Annotated in this window: 20 protein-coding genes; 8 read left to right on the forward strand and 12 right to left on the reverse strand. The window is 69.1% G+C overall.

Annotated elements, in window-relative coordinates:
• Positions 1-23: 23 nt before the first annotated feature.
• A complete protein-coding gene (gene purM / locus AC5Y4Q_RS01275; protein ID WP_064921444.1) occupies positions 24-1,121 on the forward strand; it encodes a phosphoribosylformylglycinamidine cyclo-ligase in 1,098 nt (365 codons plus the stop codon).
• 177 nt (positions 1,122-1,298) lie between these two features.
• On the opposite strand, the gene AC5Y4Q_RS01280 is transcribed toward purM, so the two are convergent.
• Together AC5Y4Q_RS01280 and ygfZ are read right to left on the reverse strand one after the other, a co-directional pair.
• Entirely contained in the window at positions 1,299-1,466 is a 168-nt protein-coding gene (locus tag AC5Y4Q_RS01280) for a DUF3073 domain-containing protein (RefSeq protein ID WP_082952585.1), read from the reverse strand.
• Between the two features lie 135 nt (positions 1,467-1,601).
• Entirely contained in the window at positions 1,602-2,681 is a 1,080-nt protein-coding gene (gene ygfZ / locus AC5Y4Q_RS01285) for a CAF17-like 4Fe-4S cluster assembly/insertion protein YgfZ (RefSeq protein ID WP_499957639.1), read from the reverse strand.
• A 35-nt stretch (positions 2,682-2,716) separates the two neighbouring features.
• On the opposite strand from ygfZ, the gene AC5Y4Q_RS01290 reads away from it, so the two are divergent.
• Complete coding sequence (locus AC5Y4Q_RS01290; protein WP_499957641.1) at positions 2,717-3,619, forward strand: aminodeoxychorismate lyase; 903 nt, start codon at positions 2,717-2,719, stop codon at positions 3,617-3,619.
• Here the strand turns inward: AC5Y4Q_RS01290 and AC5Y4Q_RS01295 are convergent.
• From AC5Y4Q_RS01295 to lmeA, 7 genes are all read right to left on the reverse strand, one after another.
• Complete coding sequence (locus AC5Y4Q_RS01295) at positions 3,590-4,276, reverse strand: heme-binding beta-barrel domain-containing protein (RefSeq protein WP_064921447.1); 687 nt, start codon at positions 4,274-4,276, stop codon at positions 3,590-3,592. The genes AC5Y4Q_RS01290 and AC5Y4Q_RS01295 overlap by 30 nt on opposite strands.
• 117 nt (positions 4,277-4,393) lie before the next feature.
• On the reverse strand, positions 4,394-4,696 hold the full coding sequence (locus AC5Y4Q_RS01300; protein ID WP_064921448.1) for a DUF1416 domain-containing protein: 303 nt from the start codon (positions 4,694-4,696) through the stop codon (positions 4,394-4,396).
• A gap of 1 nt (position 4,697) precedes the next feature.
• A complete protein-coding gene (locus tag AC5Y4Q_RS01305; protein WP_125225351.1) occupies positions 4,698-5,531 on the reverse strand; it encodes a sulfurtransferase in 834 nt (277 codons plus the stop codon).
• 18 nt (positions 5,532-5,549) lie between these two features.
• Positions 5,550-6,038: a DUF4395 domain-containing protein gene (locus tag AC5Y4Q_RS01310; RefSeq protein ID WP_125225352.1), complete on the reverse strand. Its 489-nt coding sequence runs from the start codon at positions 6,036-6,038 to the stop codon at positions 5,550-5,552.
• A 96-nt stretch (positions 6,039-6,134) separates the two neighbouring features.
• Complete coding sequence (locus AC5Y4Q_RS01315) at positions 6,135-6,224, reverse strand: putative leader peptide (protein ID WP_369127102.1); 90 nt, start codon at positions 6,222-6,224, stop codon at positions 6,135-6,137.
• A 29-nt stretch (positions 6,225-6,253) separates the two neighbouring features.
• Positions 6,254-6,658, reverse strand: coding sequence for a thioredoxin family protein (locus AC5Y4Q_RS01320; RefSeq protein ID WP_064921451.1), 405 nt, complete (start codon positions 6,656-6,658; stop codon positions 6,254-6,256).
• Positions 6,655-7,446 (reverse strand): mannan chain length control protein LmeA, encoded by a 792-nt coding sequence (gene lmeA, locus AC5Y4Q_RS01325; RefSeq protein ID WP_125225353.1) that lies wholly within the window; start codon positions 7,444-7,446, stop codon positions 6,655-6,657. The genes AC5Y4Q_RS01320 and lmeA overlap by 4 nt, the downstream gene beginning before the upstream one ends.
• Before the next feature lie 60 nt (positions 7,447-7,506).
• Here lmeA and AC5Y4Q_RS01330 point away from each other — a divergent pair, with 60 nt between their 5' ends.
• From AC5Y4Q_RS01330 to pstB, 6 genes are all read left to right on the forward strand, one after another.
• On the forward strand, positions 7,507-8,280 hold the full coding sequence (locus AC5Y4Q_RS01330) for a winged helix-turn-helix transcriptional regulator (RefSeq protein WP_064921453.1): 774 nt from the start codon (positions 7,507-7,509) through the stop codon (positions 8,278-8,280).
• Positions 8,277-9,194: a mycothiol synthase gene (mshD, locus tag AC5Y4Q_RS01335; protein WP_499957648.1), complete on the forward strand. Its 918-nt coding sequence runs from the start codon at positions 8,277-8,279 to the stop codon at positions 9,192-9,194. Before AC5Y4Q_RS01330 ends, mshD begins: the two co-directional genes overlap by 4 nt.
• 113 nt (positions 9,195-9,307) lie before the next feature.
• A complete protein-coding gene (gene pstS / locus AC5Y4Q_RS01340) occupies positions 9,308-10,414 on the forward strand; it encodes a phosphate ABC transporter substrate-binding protein PstS (protein ID WP_064921455.1) in 1,107 nt (368 codons plus the stop codon).
• A gap of 111 nt (positions 10,415-10,525) precedes the next feature.
• Positions 10,526-11,464, forward strand: a complete 939-nt coding sequence (gene pstC, locus AC5Y4Q_RS01345; protein ID WP_234786433.1) for a phosphate ABC transporter permease subunit PstC — start codon at positions 10,526-10,528, stop codon at positions 11,462-11,464.
• On the forward strand, positions 11,464-12,378 hold the full coding sequence (gene pstA, locus AC5Y4Q_RS01350; protein ID WP_064921456.1) for a phosphate ABC transporter permease PstA: 915 nt from the start codon (positions 11,464-11,466) through the stop codon (positions 12,376-12,378). The genes pstC and pstA overlap by 1 nt, the downstream gene beginning before the upstream one ends.
• Positions 12,379-12,449: 71 nt before the next feature.
• Positions 12,450-13,226 carry a phosphate ABC transporter ATP-binding protein PstB gene (gene pstB / locus AC5Y4Q_RS01355; protein WP_064921457.1) on the forward strand — a complete coding sequence of 259 codons (777 nt, stop codon included), beginning with the start codon at positions 12,450-12,452 and terminating at the stop codon, positions 13,224-13,226.
• A gap of 61 nt (positions 13,227-13,287) precedes the next feature.
• Here pstB and phoU read toward each other — a convergent pair whose 3' ends face one another.
• From phoU to dusB, 3 genes are all read right to left on the reverse strand, one after another.
• Positions 13,288-13,956: a phosphate signaling complex protein PhoU gene (gene phoU, locus AC5Y4Q_RS01360; protein ID WP_064921458.1), complete on the reverse strand. Its 669-nt coding sequence runs from the start codon at positions 13,954-13,956 to the stop codon at positions 13,288-13,290.
• A 44-nt stretch (positions 13,957-14,000) separates the two neighbouring features.
• Entirely contained in the window at positions 14,001-16,100 is a 2,100-nt protein-coding gene (locus AC5Y4Q_RS01365) for an LCP family protein (protein ID WP_499957657.1), read from the reverse strand.
• A gap of 251 nt (positions 16,101-16,351) precedes the next feature.
• Positions 16,352-17,521, reverse strand: coding sequence for a tRNA dihydrouridine synthase DusB (dusB, locus tag AC5Y4Q_RS01370; protein WP_499958283.1), 1,170 nt, complete (start codon positions 17,519-17,521; stop codon positions 16,352-16,354).
• Between the last annotated feature and the right edge of the window lie 5 nt (positions 17,522-17,526).

The raw sequence follows: 17,526 nt of genomic DNA on the forward strand, positions 1-17,526 counted from the left end.
TGAGCACGGTAGCCTTTACCGCGATGACGGAACCCGCAGCACATTCGAGCGCCCAGGGCGTCACCTACGCTTCGGCAGGTGTGGACATCGACGCCGGTGACAGGGCCGTCGAACTGATCAAACCGCTGGCCGCCCGGGCCACCCGGCCGGAGGTGCGGGGCGGCCTCGGCGGATTCGCCGGGCTGTTCGCCCTGCGCAACGACTATCGCGAGCCGTTGCTGGCGTCGTCCACCGACGGCGTGGGCACCAAGCTGGCGATCGCCCAGGCGATGGACAAGCACGACACCGTGGGCATCGACCTGGTCGCGATGGTGGTCGACGACCTGGTGGTGTGCGGTGCCGAGCCGCTGTTCCTGCAGGACTACATCGCCGTCGGCCGCACGGTGCCGGAACGGGTCAGTGCGATCGTCTCCGGCATCGCCGAAGGGTGCGTGCAGGCCGGCTGTGCGCTGATCGGCGGCGAGACCGCCGAGCACCCGGGCCTGATGGAACCGGACCACTACGACATCTCGGCGACCGGTGTCGGTGTGGTGGAAGCCGACGACGTGCTGGGGCCGGACCGCGTTCGCCCCGGTGACGTGCTGATCGCGATGGGCTCCTCGGGGCTGCACTCCAACGGCTACTCGCTGGCACGGGCGGTGTTGCTCGACATTGACCGGATGAATCTGGCCGGCCATGTCGAGGAGTTCGGCCGTACGTTGGGGGAGGAGCTGCTGGAGCCGACCCGCATCTACGCCAAGGACTGTCTGGCGCTGGCCGCCGAGACCCAGGTGCGGACTTTCTGCCACGTCACCGGCGGCGGCCTGGCCGGCAACCTGGCCCGGGTCATGCCGGACGGGTTGATCGCCGAGGTGGACCGCGGCACCTGGACTCCGGCTCCGGTGTTCGCGATGATTGCGCAACGCGGCCGGGTGAGTCGGGCCGAGATGGAGAAGACGTTCAACCTCGGTGTCGGCATGGTCGCGGTGGTCGCGCCGGAGGACACCGACCGGGCGCTGGCGATTTTGACCGCCCGTCACGTCGACTGCTGGCCGCTCGGCACGGTGGCCAAAGCCGGCAAGAACGCCCAGGGTGAGGCGGGCGCGGGCGCCAAGCTCGTCGGGCAGCACCCGAGGTTCTAGCCCGGGGAGAGGCGAAGCTGGGACCGCCGCATAGACCCGGCGGTTCAGCGAGGCTCGACGAAGGAGAGGCGAAGCTGGGACCGCCGTATCAAACCCGGCGGTTCAGCGAGGCTCGACGGAGGAGAGGCGAAGCTGGGACCGCCGCATAGCTGGGCCCCGCGGTTCAGCCCTCAGCGCTCAGCGGCGCCAGTCGTCGTCACCGTTCCACGAGTCGTCACCGTCGGTGTCGTTGACATCAGCCCCAGCCAGCTCACGTTGGAGCTGGGTGAAATCGGTCGACGGTGAGCTGTACTTGAGCTCTCGAGCAACCTTGGTCTGCTTCGCCTTAGCCCGGCCGCGGCCCATGGGGGGACCCCCTCGCGCAATAACGGAGCGGCCCCACGAGCAGGCGGCTCCGATCTGAGTGTGTTTATTGTCCTGCCGACAGCTTACCGTGCCGTCCGCTCGGCTGCCGAGCTGGCCTGTGCGGTGTGACCACCATCAAACCCGGCCCCGCAGCCGGTCGACGGCGACGCGGCCCGCGCCCCGCACGTCCGGCGGCGGCAGGGATTCGGCGTCGATCACCGCGCTGACCTCCGCGCCGGGGCCGGTCGACAGCGGGGTGTCGGCCGGTAGCCCGCGCTTGAGCAGCGCCAGGGCGATCGGGCCCAGTTCGAAGTGGTCCACCACGGTGCCCAGCCGGCCCACCGGGCGGCCCCCGGAGCTGATCGGATCGCCGGTGGCGGGACGGTCCACCGACCCGTCCAGGTGCAGCAGCACCAGCATCCGGGGCGGCTTGCCCAAGTTATGCACCCGCGCCACCGTCTCCTGCCCGCTGTAGCACCCCTTGTTCAGGTGCACCGCGCCGACGCCCGGTCCGCCGATCCAGTTCACCTCGTGCGGGATGCTGCGCTCGTCGGTGTCCAGGCCCAGCCGCGGCCGTCGCGCCGCCACCCGCGCGGCCTCGTAGGTCCACACCCCGGCCGGCCTCACCCCGGCCTGGGTCAGCCGGCGCTGCCAGCCGCCCTTCTCGGCGGGCGGCACCAGCAGCTCCAGGGTGTGCCCACCCGGCCCGGGTCGCAGGAAGGCACCGGAGTCTCCGATCGCCACCGCCTCGGTGTCGGGCAGCGCGGCCACGCCCAGTGCGTCGCGCACCGCCGGGTCGGCGAGGCGCGGCCCCAGCAGTGACAGCACCGCGAGGTCGGCCGGTTGGATCGTCACGTCGGCCCAGAACACCATCTTGCGCAGGTGTGCGGTCAGCGGTTCGCCCCGCCATGGCTCGGTGTCGAGGTAGGTGGTGCCGTCCAGTTCGGTCTGGACCCAGTGATCGGTGATGTGGCCGTGGGCGTCCAGGATCAGGTTCTCGGTGCTGGCACCGTCGGGCAGTTCGGCCACGTGCTGGGTGCACAGGGTGTGCAGCCACGTCTTGCGCTCCGGGCCGCCGACGGCGAGCACCGCCCGATGGGATCGGTCCACCAGCACGGCTTCGCTTTGGGCACTTCGCTGTTCGCCGAACGGGTCGCCGTAGTGCCAGACGGCGCCGGCGTCGGGACCGGGATCGGGAGCGGGTACCGCGGACACAGGTCAACTCTACGGAGCCGCTACGCTCAGGGTCCATGCCCGCCGATCACCCCGTGACGATCGTCACCGTGGGTGGCGGGCCGGCGGAGCCGAACGTCCCCCTGGTCCATGCCGACGATCTGGGCCTGCTGCGCGGTGACGGGGTGTTTGAAACCCTGTTGGTGCGCGACGGCCGAGCGTGTTTGCTAGCGGCGCACCTGCAGCGGCTGGCCCGCTCGGCGGAGTTGATGGATCTGCCCGCCCCGGATCTGGACCAGTGGCGGCGCGCCGTCGATACGGCGGTGCGTCAGTGGCCGGCGGCCGGCGAAGGTGCGCTGCGGATGATCTACAGCCGGGGCCGGGAAAGCGGTTCCCAAACCGACCCGCAGCCAACGGCATACGTGATGATCACGCCGTTGCCGGTGCGCATCGCCGAGGCCCGCCGGCACGGCGTGGCCGCGCTGAGCCTGGACCGCGGCATGCCGGCGCAGGGACCGGCGATGCCGTGGCTGCTGGCCGGCGCCAAAACCCTGTCCTACGCGGTCAACATGGCGGCATTGCGTCACGCCGCCAAGCACGGCGCGGACGACGTGATCTTCCTCAGCTCCGACGGCTACGTCTTGGAGGGCCCGCGCTCCACCGTCGTCCTGGTCGAACCGGGGCGCATGGTCACGCCGCCGTCGTCGCAGCCGATCCTGCGTGGCACCACCGCCGAGGCGCTGTTTCAAACCGCTCGCGGCGCAGGTTACCGGTGCGAGTACACGCCGTTGCGGGACACCGATCTTGCTGCGGCGCAGGATATCTGGCTGATCTCCAGCATCACCTTGGCGGCGCGGGTACACACCCTGGACGGCCGGGTACTGCACCCGCGGGTGCCCGACGCCGAGGTCACCGCCCTGGTGGATGCCGCCATAGTCAACGCGGGGCCGTCAGCCGACGAAGCGGGCCAGCCGGGCTGACAGGTGCGGCACCAGTTGGCCGTCGGCGTCCACCCGCTCTTCGACGTAGGCCAGGTCGCCGTCCTCGACGATCCCGTAGAGCCGCTTGGCGCCGCCGATCAGCGCCCCGGACTTGCTGCGCGCCAGGGCGTCGGTGACCAACTCCCACGACGCCGGGCCGTGTGGCCGCCCGTAGAACAGCTCCACATAGCCGCTCGCATGCGCCAGCAGCAGCTCGATGGCCTGCGTCTCGTCTGGATCCTCAGGGTCGTCGATGAACCGCCAGAAGCCGGTCTCGCGCAGCGCCGGACCGGTGACTTCGGCGGCCTCCTCGAGCGGCCAGGAGCGCGCTTCCCAGTTCAGGTAGTCGCCGCCGTCGTGGGAGACCACGATCTGCTGGCCGAACCGGTAGTCGCCGTGCGCGCCGTGGCCCACACCTTCCCCGCGCCACACCCCGACCAGCGGCAGCAGCGCCAACAGGTCGTCGTGCAGGTTCGGGCCTTCACGCAGGTTGGCGGTGTCGCGGATCGGCAGGTCCGCAGAGACCGGGAAGACCGGGATGTTGCGCGCCGCGGTCTGTTTGGCCCGTTCCGCGGCGGCAGCTACCGCGCGGTCACCGGATCCCGGGATGACCGGACGGTCACCGCCGCCCGGCGCGCCACCGTCGGGGGCACTCACATCTCGTCGGTGATCAGCCGATACAGCGTGTACAGCGCGAACCAGGTGATCAGGCCCGTAGCCGCCACCAGCATCAACTCGAAGAACAGCACCACGGGGGCAGTCTATCGCGAACCGTCAGGCGACTTTGATGTCGACCTCGTGGATGCCCGCCCCGGACGGCGTGACCACCGCATCGCCGTTGCCGGCCGACGACAGCGCCCGCACCGTCCACGATCCGGGGGCGGCGAAGAACCGGAAGTCACCGGTGGCCGAGGCGACGACCTCCGCGGTGAACTCGTCGGAGGAGTCGAGCAGCCGCACGAACGCGCCGCCGACGGTCTGACCGGAGCTGTCCACCACGCGGCCGGTGATCACCGTCTCCTTCTCCAGGTCGACGTTGGCCGGCAAGGCGAGTCCTTGTTTCGGTCCAGAGCACATATCAGCTTCCCAATTCGATCGGGGCGCCCACCAGGGAGCCGTATTCCATCCAACTGCCGTCGTAGTTCTTGACGTTGCGGTGTCCGAGCAGCTCGCGCAGCACGAACCAGGTGTGCGACGAACGCTCACCGATCCGGCAGTACGCGATGGTCTCCTTCTCGCCGTCCAGGCCGGCGTCGGCGTACAGCTTGGCCAGCTCCTCGTCGGATTTGAAGGTGCCGTCCTCGTTGGCGGCGCGGCTCCACGGCACGTTGATTGCGCTGGGGATGTGGCCGCGCTGCTGGCTCTGCTCCTGGGGCAGGTGCGCCGGCGCCAGGATCTTGCCGGAGAACTCCTCCGGGGAGCGCACATCGACGAGGTTCTTGGTGTTGATCGCCGCGATCACCTCGTCGCGCCGGGCCCGCAGCGACTCGTCCAACGGCTTGGCCGTGTATGACGTCGCCGGCCGGGTGACCTTCTCGCTGGACAGGGGGCGCCCGTCGAGTTCCCACTTCTTGCGCCCTCCGTCGAGCAGCTTTACGTTCTCGTGCCCGTAGAGCTTGAAGTACCAGTAGGCGAACGCGGCGAACCAATTGTTGTTGCCGCCGTAGAGGATCACGGTGTCGTCGACTGAGATACCGCGCTCGGAAAGCAATTTGGAGAACGCGGCGGCGTCGATGACGTCGCGCCGGACCGGGTCCTGCAGATCCTTGCGCCAGTCCAACCGGATCGCGCCGGGGATGTGGTTGGTGTCGTAGACGCTGGTGTCCTCATCGACTTCGACGAAGACGGTGTCGGGTGCGTCGAGATTGCGCTCGGCCCAGTCGGTGGAGACCAGGACGTCGGAGCGGGCCATGGATGGAATCCTTTCCGATTACTTCGAGGCGAACGACTTCGTAGCGAGCTCAGCCGCGGGTGCCGGGCGCAGCCGCACGACGAGCGGGTAGAGCTGACAGCCCAGGCAGATGCCGAAGGCGGCATTCAGGAAGGCCGCCGCCAGCGCGGCGGCCGTCGCGGCCAGCCCCACCGCCGGGGCGGCGGCGAAACCGGCGATTCCGGTCACCGCGAACACCAGGCCGACGAGCTGGGCGAAGCGCAGCGGCGCCACCGGCTCGCGCACGCTCACCGGACCGAGTCGCGGCGCCAGCAGGCGCGCGTAGAGCATTCCGTAGGGGTGGCGGCGGGGGCCCAACGCCGCGCCGACCGCGAACACCACGGCCTGGCCCGTCAGCACGACGGTGGCGGCGCCCGGGCTGAGCTCGGACATGAGCAGGACGGCCACCAGAACCGCGGTGGTAACCCAGGCGGCGAAGCGGGGGCCCCGGACGTCTACCGGCGCGGTGCTGGTGTCGGGGTTCGACATCTTTGCTGCTCCCTGGCTGTCATGGAAATCGGCTGGTGGAGACATGCCACGGATTCCGTCCGGGCGACTCCTCGAGCGACGCGAAAACGCGGCGACTCAGCGACAGCGACAACAGCAGCAGCCCGCGGTGCGGCACAGGTCGACTGTGCGGCGCTTGGTGAGCACAAGCTCAAGGCGGGCGAACACGCCGTACAGCGTACCCAATGCGGAGGTGTTCAAGCCAATAGCGGCGCCAGCGCCGACCGCAGGGCAGCGGCCGTGGGGACCCCGGAAGCCCGATAGCGCTGCCGGCCGTCGGCATCGAAGATCAGCGTGGTGGGCAGCGACAGCACCGAAAACCTCCGCGCAGCACCCGGATCGGCGTCGATGTCGATCTCGCGGTGCGCGACGCCGCCGAGCTCGCCGCAGACCTGCTCGACGACCCGGCGCACCCCGGCGCACGGTCCACACCATGGCGCGGAGAAGTGCACCACGGTCGGCCCGCCACGGGCCAGGCCCAGATCGGCGGTGTCGGGTCCGGCGCCGTCGGGCGTCTCCCGCAGCACCCCGGCCCGGCGGTTGAGCCACCACCCGACCGCGCCCGCGAGCGTCAGGCCGGCGACGATCGCGATCACGCTCATGGCTGGCGGAATTCGGGCAGGGTGATGGTCATATCCCCGGCGATGCCCTCGATGATCACGTCGGAGCCGCGCGCCCCCTGGCTGGTGGGGATCAGGCCGAACGGGAGCCGTTGTTGGGGCAGGCTGCCGCCGAAGGCCGCCAGCACCGCCGCCCGCTGCTCATCGGGAACGTGCTGGTTGGCGGTGTCCGGCCCGGTGAGCACCCCGGTCGGGGTGATCACCAGCGTGCTGTGGTCGGCGCCGGCGATCGACAGGTCCACCGCGACGCTGACCCGCTTGCCGTAGCCGGCCGGTGTGCCGGTGAACACCAGGCCGTGACTGCTGGAGATCCCCGACTCGGTGGTGCCGCCGGTGGCGTCGTTGGTCTCGCTCGGTGGTGCCTCCACCATCAGATCGCGAATGCCCAGATAGCGGCCCAGATACACCGAGCCGATGATGATCCGGCTCTCCAGTTTGGCGACCGGGATCTTGGCGCCGGGGCGGAACCGCCAGGACGCCTCGCTCAGGTCGACCGAATGCATGGTGGCCTCCAGCATCGCCTTGCCGATCATCGGCTGCTCGACAGCCGGGGCCTTGATCTCCACTTCGTCGTAGTGATCGCGGCGTGCCTGCGGGAGGAACGGGAACCCCAGGATCGCCACGAAGGGGTCCGAACCGAGGTCGGTGGCTCGCCGAACCGCCCGGGACAGTTGGTATTCGGCGTAGACGCTGGTGCCGAAATCGACCCCGGCTGCTGCGACGATCAGAGCCGCGATCACGGCCGATATCCCGATAAGCACCCTGCGCACCCGGCCATTCTGGCAGGTCGCACGCTATCGTTAGATCACCTGGGACGCTGGAGGGCCTCGTTGGAGCTACTGCTGTTGACTGCTGACCTGCACCCTGAAGCGGTGCTGCCGTCGCTGTCGCTGCTGGCACACACCGTGCGGACAGCGTCGCCGGAGGTCTCCGCGCTGCTTGAGGCCGGTTCGGCGGAGGTGGTGATCGTCGACGCGCGCACCGATCTGGCCGGGGCCCGGGGGTTGTGCCGGCTGCTGAGCACCACCGCAGGATCGGTACCGGTGGTGGCGGTGGTTACCGAGGGTGGGCTGGTCGCCGTCAATGCCGAGTGGGGCATCGACGAGATCCTGCTGCCGGGGACCGGGCCGGCCGAGACCGACGCCCGGTTGCGACTGTTGACCGGCCGTCGGGGCGCTCCGGCTGCCGAACAGGCGTCCGGCCAGACCAAACTCGGTGAGCTGGTCATCGACGAAGGCACCTACACCGCGCGGCTGCGGGGGCGGCCGCTGGACCTGACCTACAAGGAATTCGAGCTCCTCAAGTACCTCACCCAGCACGTCGGGCGGGTCTTCACCCGCGCGCAGCTGCTGCAGGAGGTGTGGGGGTATGACTTCTTCGGCGGCACCCGCACCGTCGACGTGCACGTCCGGCGGCTTCGGGCCAAGCTCGGCCCGGAATACGAGTCGTTGATCGGCACGGTACGCAACGTCGGCTACAAGGCGGTCCGGCCGGTGCGGGGCAAACCGGCGGGCGCGTCCGACGAGGGGGACGGCGAGGACGAGGCGGTCGATGACCTCGACGGTGCCGACGGCGGTGCGCCCGAGTCGCTGGCCAGCCAGTGACCGTCCCGCAATGGCGCGCCGCACTCACCGACGACGAGCAGCGGCAGATCCGGGAGCTGATCACCGCCGCCACCGAGTACGACGGCGTCGCCCCGGTCGGTGAGCAGGTGGTGCGCGAGCTCACCGGTGATCGTGTCGGGCACCTGGTCACGGCGGACGGCGGTGCGGTGCTGGGCTACCTGCAGCTGAGCGCACCGCCGGATGGCACCGCGCCGATGGCCGAGCTGGTGGTGGCGCCGCAGGCCCGCCGGCGCGGCATCGGATCCGCGATGGCCCGCGCCGCATGGGCGAAAACCGAAGGACACAACCGGTTCTGGGCGCACGGCACACTGCCCGCGGCCCGGGCCACCGCCGCGGCGCTGGGCTTGACCGCGGTGCGCGAGCTGCTGCAGATGCGCCGGTCGCTGCGCGGGGTGCCGGAGCCGTCGCTGCCGGCCGGGGTCTCGATTCGCAGCTACGCGGGGCAGGCCGACGACGCCGAATTGCTCCGGGTCAACAACGCGGCCTTCGCCTGGCACCCGGAGCAGGGCGGCTGGACGGCCGCGGACGTGGCCGAGCGGCGCGCCGAGGGGTGGTTCGATCCGCACGGGCTCTTCCTGGCGTTCGACGAGCTCCACGGGGCCGCCGAGCCGCATCTGCTGGGGTTCCACTGGACCAAGATCCACCCCGGCGCGACACCCATCGGCGAGGTGTACGTCGTCGGGGTCGATCCAGCCGCTCAGGGCCGCGGCCTGGGGCGGGCGCTGACCGAAGTGGGTCTGGCCTACCTGGCCGACCGGCTCGCCGACGTCGACTCGCCGACCGTGCTGCTCTACGTCGAAGCGGACAACACCGCGGCGTTGCGGACCTATGAGCAGCTGGGTTTCACTGTGCACAGCGTCGACACCGCCTACGCCGCGGTTGATCGTGGCTGACTGGCGGGCGATCTATTCACCACGCGTTCACCTGCCGGGTGGATGCCATCCATAAGTGCCGCATACGTTCCGGGGGGATTCGTACCGGAACGAGCGTGGGAAAGCGAGAAACGATGAAGCCCAAAACGGCGGGCCTTGCACTGTTGGCGGCGACCTTGGGTCTGGCGCTGAGCGGCTGCGGCAGCGACGACAACACCGGCGGCTCGGCCGGCGCCGCCGGTTCGGGGTCGGCCGCGTGCGCCGGGAAGAACACCCTGACCGCCGAGGGGTCCACGGCGCAGCAGAACGCGATCGCGGTGTTCAACCAGGTCTGGGGCCAGGAGTGCGCGGGCAAGAACCTGTCCTACAACCCGACCGGATCGGGCGCGGGCCGCGAACAGTTCATCGCCGGGCACGTCGATTTCGCCGGATCCGATTCCCCGCTGAGCGAGGCCCAGGTCGCCCAGGCGGCCGCCCGCTGCGGCGGCGGCAACCCGGCGTGGCACCTGCCGCTGGTCTTCGGCCCGGTCAGCATGGCCTACCACCTCGACGGGGTCGAGCATCTGGTGCTCAACGGCGATGTGTTGGCGCGGATCTTCAGCGGAGCGATCACCAGCTGGAACGACCCCGCGCTGGTCGCCCTGAACCCCGGTGTGGAGCTGCCGGCCACCGCCATCACGCCGATCTACCGATCGGACTCCTCGGGCACCACCGACAACTTCCAGAAGTACCTCAGTGCCGCCGCGCCGCAGAGCTGGACCAAGGGCGAGGGCAGTGAGTTCCAGGGCGGTGTCGGAGAAGGCGCGCAGAAGTCGGCCGGGGTGGTGCAGGCGGTCCAGAGCACGCCCGGTGCCATCGGCTACGTCGAGAAGGGCTTCGCCGACCAGGCCAATCTCCGGTCGGCGATGATCGATTCGGGCGCCGGAGTGGTCGCCGCCACCGACGAGGCGGCCGGGGTGGCCATTCAGTCGGCCGGGTTCGTCTCCGAGGACAGCAACGACATGCGCCTGGACCTGAAGTCGCTCTACGGCACCAGGCAACCGGCCGCCTACCCGCTAGTCTTGGTGACCTATGAGATCGTCTGCTCCAAGGGCTACGACCCGGACACGTCGGCGGCCGTGAAGTCCTTCCTGAAGTCGGCGTCGACCGGCGGTCAGGACGGCTTGTCCGGTGCGGGATACGTCCGGCTCCCCGACCAGTTCCAGCGGCGCCTGAGCGCTGCGATCGACGCGATTCAGTAGCCGCTGTGCCGCACGCGATGGGAGGTGTCTAACGTCGCCGAGTCGTTTGGTACCACGTCGTCGGAGTCGTCGAAGTCATCCGGCTTAGCCGGGCCACTGGTCAGGCCGGCGGTGACGCGTTCCACCGGAAGCCGCCTGCCCGACCGGCTGTTCCGCCTGGTGGCGGAGGGCTCCGGTGTGCTGATCATCGTCTTGATCACCGCTGTCGGCGGCTTCCTGCTGCTGCGGGCGATTCCGGCGTTGCGGCGTAACCAGGAGAATTTCTTCACCTTCGCCGGCAGCTGGGTGACCACCGACACCTCCGCCATGCATTTCGGCATTGCCGAGATGCTGCGGGTGACGGTGTTCGTCTCGGTGTTCGCGCTGCTGCTGGCCATGCCGGTGGCCCTCGGGGTCGCGATCTATCTCGCCGAATACGCCCCTCGACGGCTCGTCGGGCCGCTCGCGTACATGGTCGAACTTCTTGCCGCCGTGCCGTCGATCATCTATGGGGCATGGGGGTTATATGTGCTGGCGCCGCAGTTGCGTGGCACCGCGCAATGGCTCAACGAGCACCTCGGCGGGTTCTTCCTGTTCGCGACGGGCAACGCATCGGTGGCTGGCGGCGGCACCATCTTCACCGGCGGGATCGTGCTGGCGGTGATGATCCTGCCGATCATCACCGCGGTCACGCGCGAGGTGCTGGCCCAGACGCCCCGCGGCCAGATCGAGGCGGCGCTGGCGCTGGGAGCGACGCGGTGGGAAGTGGTCAAGACAGTGGTGTTGCCGTTCGGGCGGTCCGGATACATCAGCGCCGCGATGCTTGGCCTGGGACGTGCCCTCGGCGAGACGGTGGCGCTGCTGATCATCCTGCGGGCCACCCAGAAGGCGTTCAACTGGTCGTTGTTCGACGGCGGCTCCACGTTCGCCACCAAGATCGCCGCCACCGCATCGGAGTTCAACGACCAGTACAAGGCCGGCGCTTACATCGCGGCCGGGCTGGTGCTGTTCGTGCTGACGCTGGTGGTCAACGCGTTGGCGCGCGCGGCTATCACGAAGAAGGTGCACTGATGACCGCCCTGCTGGACCGGCCGGTCAAGGAGCGCACGTTCGCGGCGGTCAGCCTGCGGCGCCGGGTGGCCAACGCCGTCGCGACGGTGCTGGTCACCCTGGCGATGGCGGTGGCGCTGGTCCCGCTGGTGTGGGTGATGTATTCGGTGATCGAACACGGGTTCACCGCGATCAGCTCCAGCGCCTGGTGGACGCACTCGCAGGCCGGCATGACGGCGTTCGTGGCGGGAGGCGGCGCCTACCACGCGATTGTCGGGACGCTGCTGCAGGGACTGGTGTGCGCGGCGCTGTCCATCCCGCTCGGCATCTTCGTCGCGATCTACCTGGTCGAATACGGTGCCGGGACCCGCCTCGGCAAGGTCGCGACCTTCATGGTCGACATCTTGACCGGGGTGCCCTCGATCGTGGCGGCGCTGTTCGTCTATGCCCTGTGGGTGGCCACCCTCGGTTTTCACCGCTCCGGCTTAGCGGTGTCGTTGTCGCTGGTGCTGCTGATGGTGCCGGTGATCGTGCGGGCGACCGAGGAGATGCTCCGGATCATTCCGATGGATCTGCGGGAGGCCAGCTACGCGCTGGGCGCGCCGAAGTGGAAGACCATCACCAGCATCGTGATCCCGACGGCGCTGTCCGGGATCATCACCGGGATCCTGCTGGCGCTGGCACGGGTGATGGGCGAGACGGCGCCGCTGCTGATCTTGGTCGGCTATTCGCAGGCGATGAACTTCGACATGTTCCACGGTTTCATGGGGTCGTTGCCGGGCATGATGTACGACCAGACGTCGGCGGGCGCGGGCACCAGCGCCGTCCCCACCGACCGGCTCTGGGGTGCTGCCCTGACGCTCATCATCCTGATCGCGATCCTCAACATCGCGGCCAGGTTCGGAGCGCGCCTGTTGGCGCCCAAGAAGTTCTAGTCTGTCGGCAATCCAGCGTGCGCGAAGCGGTGGGTGTGAAATTTCGATGAGGTTTAGAGGAGTGCTGCACGGTGGCTAAAAGGTTGGACCTAGCCGACCTGAACATCTATTACGGGTCGTTCCACGCCGTCGCCGACGTGACGCTCTCGGTCGCGCCGCGCAGTGTGACCGCGTTCATCGGTCCGTCCGGATGCGGCAAGTCGACCGTGTTGCGCACCCTCAATCGGATGCACGAGATCACCCCGGGCGCCCGAATCGAGGGTTCGGTGCTGCTCGACGGCGAGGACATCTACCGGCCCGAAATCGACCCGGTGGGCGTACGCAAGGCCGTCGGTATGGTGTTTCAGCGCCCGAATCCCTTCCCCACCATGTCGATTCGCGACAACGTGGTGGCCGGGCTCAAACTGCAGGGCATCCGCAACCGCCGCACCCTCGACGAGACCGCCGAATTCTCGCTGCGCGGCGCCAACCTGTGGAACGAGGTCAAAGACCGGCTGGACAAGCCGGGCGGCGGCCTCTCCGGGGGGCAGCAGCAGCGCCTGTGCATCGCCCGCGCCATCGCGGTGCAACCCGACGTGCTGTTGATGGACGAACCGTGTTCGGCGCTGGATCCGATCTCGACGATGGCCATCGAAGAGCTGATCGCCCAGCTCAAGCAGCAGTACACCATCGTCATCGTCACCCACAACATGCAGCAGGCGGCCCGGGTGAGTGATCAGACGGCGTTCTTCAACCTGGCCGATGTCGGCAAACCGGGCCGGCTGATCGAGATCGACGGCACCGAGAAGATCTTCTCCAATCCGAGCCGCAAGGAAACCGAGGACTACATCTCCGGCCGCTTCGGCTAGCGGGCAGCGCGAGGCCGGCGGAGTCGATTGAAGCGGCTCGCCGCCATTGGGTGAGCCGGTGCTACCCGGGTGAGGGCAGCGTGTTCTCGTCCGGGAACTTGCCGGTGGCCTGGAAGATCACCCGGCGGGCGACCTCCACGGCGTGGTCGGCGAACCGCTCGTAGAAGCGGCCGAGCAGTGTCACATCGACGGCCGCCGCGACGCCGTGCCGCCACTCCTTGTCCATCATCACCGAGAACAGATGCCGGTGCAGGTCGTCCATCGCGTCGTCTTCCTCGCGAATCCGGGCGGCCTTCTCCGGGTCGCGCGACAGCAGTACCTCCTGTGCACTGTTGCCCAAATCCACTGCCACCCGGCCCATTTCGGCGAAATATCCGTTGACCTCTTCGGGGAGTGCGTGTTGCGGGTGGCGGCGGCGGGCGATCTTGGCGACGTGCAGCGCCAGCGCGCCCATCCGGTCGATGTCGGCGACCATCTGGATGGAGCTGACTATCGCGCGCAGATCCCCGGCGACCGGCGCCTGCAACGCCAGCAGCACGAAGGCGCTCTCCTCGGCACGGGCGCTCATCGACGCGATCTTCTCGTGGTCGGTGATCACCTGCTCGGCGACCACCAGGTCGGCCTGCAGCAGGGCCTGAGTGGCACGTTCCATGGCGATCCCGGCCAGGCCGCACATCGTGCCGAGCTGTTCGGCCAAGTCCGAGAGTTGCTCGTGATAGGCGGTTCGCATGCCCTCAAGACTAACCTGGGCGGCGCCCGACGGCGCTGCGGCGACTACTCGCAGGTGGTGTCGGCGGCGTTGGTGACCGTCAGGTCGGCGGGCAGCTCGGTCGGCTCGACGCTGGCGCCGCGGTTGAGCTGCACGGTGACCTGGGAGCCGACGGCGGCCGGCTTGCTGACGCTCCGGAAATCCGAACCCAGCACTACCCGCACGATGTTGCCCAACCCGGTGACCCGCTCGATCGGCGCGCCGGACAGTGCTGAGGCAACGGTGGCCGCGGCCTGTTCGTTGCCCGGGGAGAACAGGACTTTGGTGGCCTTGACCGTACCCGGGTAGTCGTCGGCGCTGTCGACGTCAAAACCCCACCGCTGCAGACCTGCCGAGGTGGAGGCGGCCAGGCCCGAGACGTCGGTGGCGTTGGACACCCGCACGGTGACCTCACCGGGGGAAGTGGTGACCGCCCGCACCTGCTCGCTCTGCGGCTTGGCGGCCGGGCTGGCGGCGTTGGTCGAGGACTGGGCGGGGGACTGCGTGGTGGGGCTGGCCGTGGTGGTCGAGATCGTCGTGGCGTTGTGGTCGTTCTCGCCGGGCAGCGGGTCGTCGTTGATGATGGCGTCGAACAGCGCCCGCATGTCGTCCAACCGCGGAACCTCGTCGCCGTTCTCGTCGGTCTCACTGGTCGGTACGGTCACGAAGGTGATGTGCCCGGCCGCCACCTTCTGCAGCGACTGCCCGAGGTTCACCAGGTCCTTCGTCTTGACGTTGTCGACGTAGCTGTCGCCGATGAACATGTTGACCACGTTGTTGAGCTTGGTCGGCGAGAAGAAGGTGTTCGTGGAGATCAGCGAGCGCAGCAGCGACGACAGGAACAGCTGCTGGCGTTTGATGCGGCCGTAGTCGCCGTTGTCCTCGGTGGTGACGTTGCGCGCCCGCACGTAGCTCAGCGCTGTCGCACCGTTGACCCGCTGCCGGCCGCTGTGCTCCAGCACGCTGCCCAGCTCGAGGTCGTAGAGCGGGCTGGTGGTGCACACCTCGACGCCGCCGAGCGCGTCGACCATCTTGCCGAAGCCGACGAAGTCGACGGCCATGAACCGGTTGACCGCCAGCCCGGACAGCTTCTGGATCTCTTTGACCAGACACTTCGGGCCACCGAAGGCATATGTCGAGTTGAGCTTGGTCTCGGTGTAGACGGTCTCGGCGCTGTAGGAGCCGGTGTCGGGGTCGTAGATCCGGCCGTAGGCACCGGTCTCGGGATTCCAGACCTCACACTGGATCGGCGTGATGGCCAGGTCGCGAGGAAATGACACCACCACCACGCGTTTGCGGTTGGCCGGGATGTTGACCAGCATGATCGTGTCGGATCGGGCACCTTCGGCGTCCTCGGTGGTGCCCGCACCGATGTCGCTGTTGGCGCCGGCGCGGGTGTCGGCGCCCACGATCAGGAAGTTCTCGTCGCCGTACTGGCCGGCTGCGTCGAGGATGTCGTGCGAATCGGGGTCTAGCGCGTTGACGTGGTTGAGGCTGCGGTTCTTCGACGTGCTCCACTGCCACGCCGAGCCGGTCAGCACCAGGGCCAGAACCGCCAGCATGGCCGCCACCATCCGGCCCGCCGCCATCGCCCGGCGGCGGGTCTTGCGCGGGTACGGCTGGTCGGATTCGCTGTCGGTTTCGTCGTCGGTGCCCGGCGCGTCGATGCGCACCATCTCGCCCGCCACGTCCGGCAGTTCGGTGGTGGGCTCGAACCCGTCCCAGACACCCCAGTCGATGTCGTCGGCGTCGGCCAGCTCGGTGCCGTGAATCAGGTCGAGATCGGGCAACTCCGACGGATAGGCGACCTCGATGTCGGTGGCGTCGAAAGCCGGTGCGTCCACGACTTCGAAGGCCGGCCACGATTCCGGCGCGGGGTCCGCGGGGTCTTCGGCTGCTGGGGGTTCTGCGGGCTCCGCGGCCGCCGGGGCGGCGCGGCGCCGGCTGCGGCCGCCAGACGGCGGGACGCCGCCGTTGACCTTGGCGATCAGGTCGGCGACGGTCACCGACCCGTCACCGCCGTTGCGGCGGCGGGACGACGCCGAACGGCGGGGGGCCGGTGCTGCATCCGGGGCCGGGGTCTGCCAACGCTCCCAGGGCGCGGGTCCGGGCGGGGTCATCGTCATCAGCTGATGGTCACCGTCGTCCCCGCCGTCTCCAGGCCAGTGACCAGGAGTGGCGTTGTCGCCGTCACTCATGTCTTCACGGGCCTCCGCGTCTTCGGACTGACGGGCGTCGCTCGCACGTCAGCGTGCACGGATGATCACCGTTGATTCTCCGTACCGTTCCGCCCCCGCAGGGACGAACCCACCTGGGGCAACAAGCTACTTATTCTACTGAGAAGTTTCCAGACACGCGATGTCGAGAACGTCTCATTTCAGCCACCTGAGTGCATAATGTCAGCCCCGGTCGGCACCGCGCAGTCGTCCGGGTCGGTCAGCCATCCTTCAGGAAGAGCAACCTTGGCCGCTGACCCCTGTCGGCCGCGCGGCCCGGTCGCGGCGGCGGGGAACGGGATGGACCCGTCGAGCTGTGTGAGCAGCGTGTCGAGTTCGGCCAGTGTGGTGACCATGGCCAACCTGCGGCGCAACTCCGACCCGGCCGGGAACCCGTGCAGATACCAGGCGACGTGCTTGCGGATCTCCCGCATGCCCTTGTCCTCGCCGAAATGCGACGCCAACAGCTCGCCGTGGCGGCGGATGATGTCGGCGACTTCGCCCAGCGTGGGCGGGGTCGGGGCCGGACGGCCGGCGAAGGCCGCGGACAGCTCGGCGAACAACCAGGGCCGGCCCAGGCAGCCTCGGCCGATGACGACGCCGTCGCAGCCGGTGGCGGCCATCATGGCCAGCGCGTCACCGGCTTCGAAGATGTCGCCGTTGCCGAGCACCGGAATCGAGCGCACCTGCGCTTTGAGCGCGGCGATCTGCGCCCAGTCGGCGGTACCGGAGTAGCGCTGCGCGGCGGTCCGGGCGTGCAGGGCCACCGCGGCCGCGCCCTCGGCCTCGGCGATGCGCCCGGCGTCGAGGTGGGTGTGGTGGGCGTCGTCGATGCCGATCCGGAATTTCACGGTCACCGGAATATCGGTGCCGGCGGTGCCGCGCACTGCCGCGGCGACGATGTTGCCGAACAGCCGGCGCTTGTAGGGCAGCGCCGAGCCGCCGCCGAGCCGGGTCACCTTGGGCACCGGGCAGCCGAAGTTCATGTCGATGTGGTCGGCCAGGCCTTCGTCGGCGATCATTTTCGCCGCGGCGTAGGTGGTGTCGGGGTCGACGGTGTAGAGCTGCAGCGAGCGCGGGGACTCCTCCGGCGCGAACGTCGTCATGTGCAGGGTGGCCGGGTGCCGTTCGACGAGCGCCCGGGCGGTCACCATCTCGCACACGTACAGTCCGCTGACCGTGCCGGCCCGGGCCTGCTCCAGCTCGCGGCAGAGGGTGCGGAAGGCCACGTTGGTGACGCCGGCCATCGGGGCCAGCACCACCGGGCTGGCCAGCCGGATCGAACCGATCTTCAGCGCGGACTGCAAGCGCGGCGGAGCTGGGCGCCGCAGTTCGC

The organism is Mycobacterium sp. NGS16 (assembly GCF_059813225.1).

Coding starts and splice junctions, on each gene's coding strand:
- purM (WP_064921444.1), top strand. CDS start 24: ATGACGGAACCCGCAGCACATTCGAGCGCCCAGGGCGTCACCTACGCT.
- AC5Y4Q_RS01280 (WP_082952585.1), bottom strand. CDS start 1,466: ATGGGCCGCGGCCGGGCTAAGGCGAAGCAGACCAAGGTTGCTCGAGAG.
- AC5Y4Q_RS01290 (WP_499957641.1), top strand. CDS start 2,717: ATGCCCGCCGATCACCCCGTGACGATCGTCACCGTGGGTGGCGGGCCG.
- AC5Y4Q_RS01300 (WP_064921448.1), bottom strand. CDS start 4,696: ATGTGCTCTGGACCGAAACAAGGACTCGCCTTGCCGGCCAACGTCGAC.
- AC5Y4Q_RS01305 (WP_125225351.1), bottom strand. CDS start 5,531: ATGGCCCGCTCCGACGTCCTGGTCTCCACCGACTGGGCCGAGCGCAAT.
- AC5Y4Q_RS01310 (WP_125225352.1), bottom strand. CDS start 6,038: ATGTCGAACCCCGACACCAGCACCGCGCCGGTAGACGTCCGGGGCCCC.
- AC5Y4Q_RS01320 (WP_064921451.1), bottom strand. CDS start 6,658: ATGAGCGTGATCGCGATCGTCGCCGGCCTGACGCTCGCGGGCGCGGTC.
- pstS (WP_064921455.1), top strand. CDS start 9,308: ATGAAGCCCAAAACGGCGGGCCTTGCACTGTTGGCGGCGACCTTGGGT.
- pstA (WP_064921456.1), top strand. CDS start 11,464: ATGACCGCCCTGCTGGACCGGCCGGTCAAGGAGCGCACGTTCGCGGCG.
- phoU (WP_064921458.1), bottom strand. CDS start 13,956: ATGCGAACCGCCTATCACGAGCAACTCTCGGACTTGGCCGAACAGCTC.
- AC5Y4Q_RS01365 (WP_499957657.1), bottom strand. CDS start 16,100: ATGACGATGACCCCGCCCGGACCCGCGCCCTGGGAGCGTTGGCAGACC.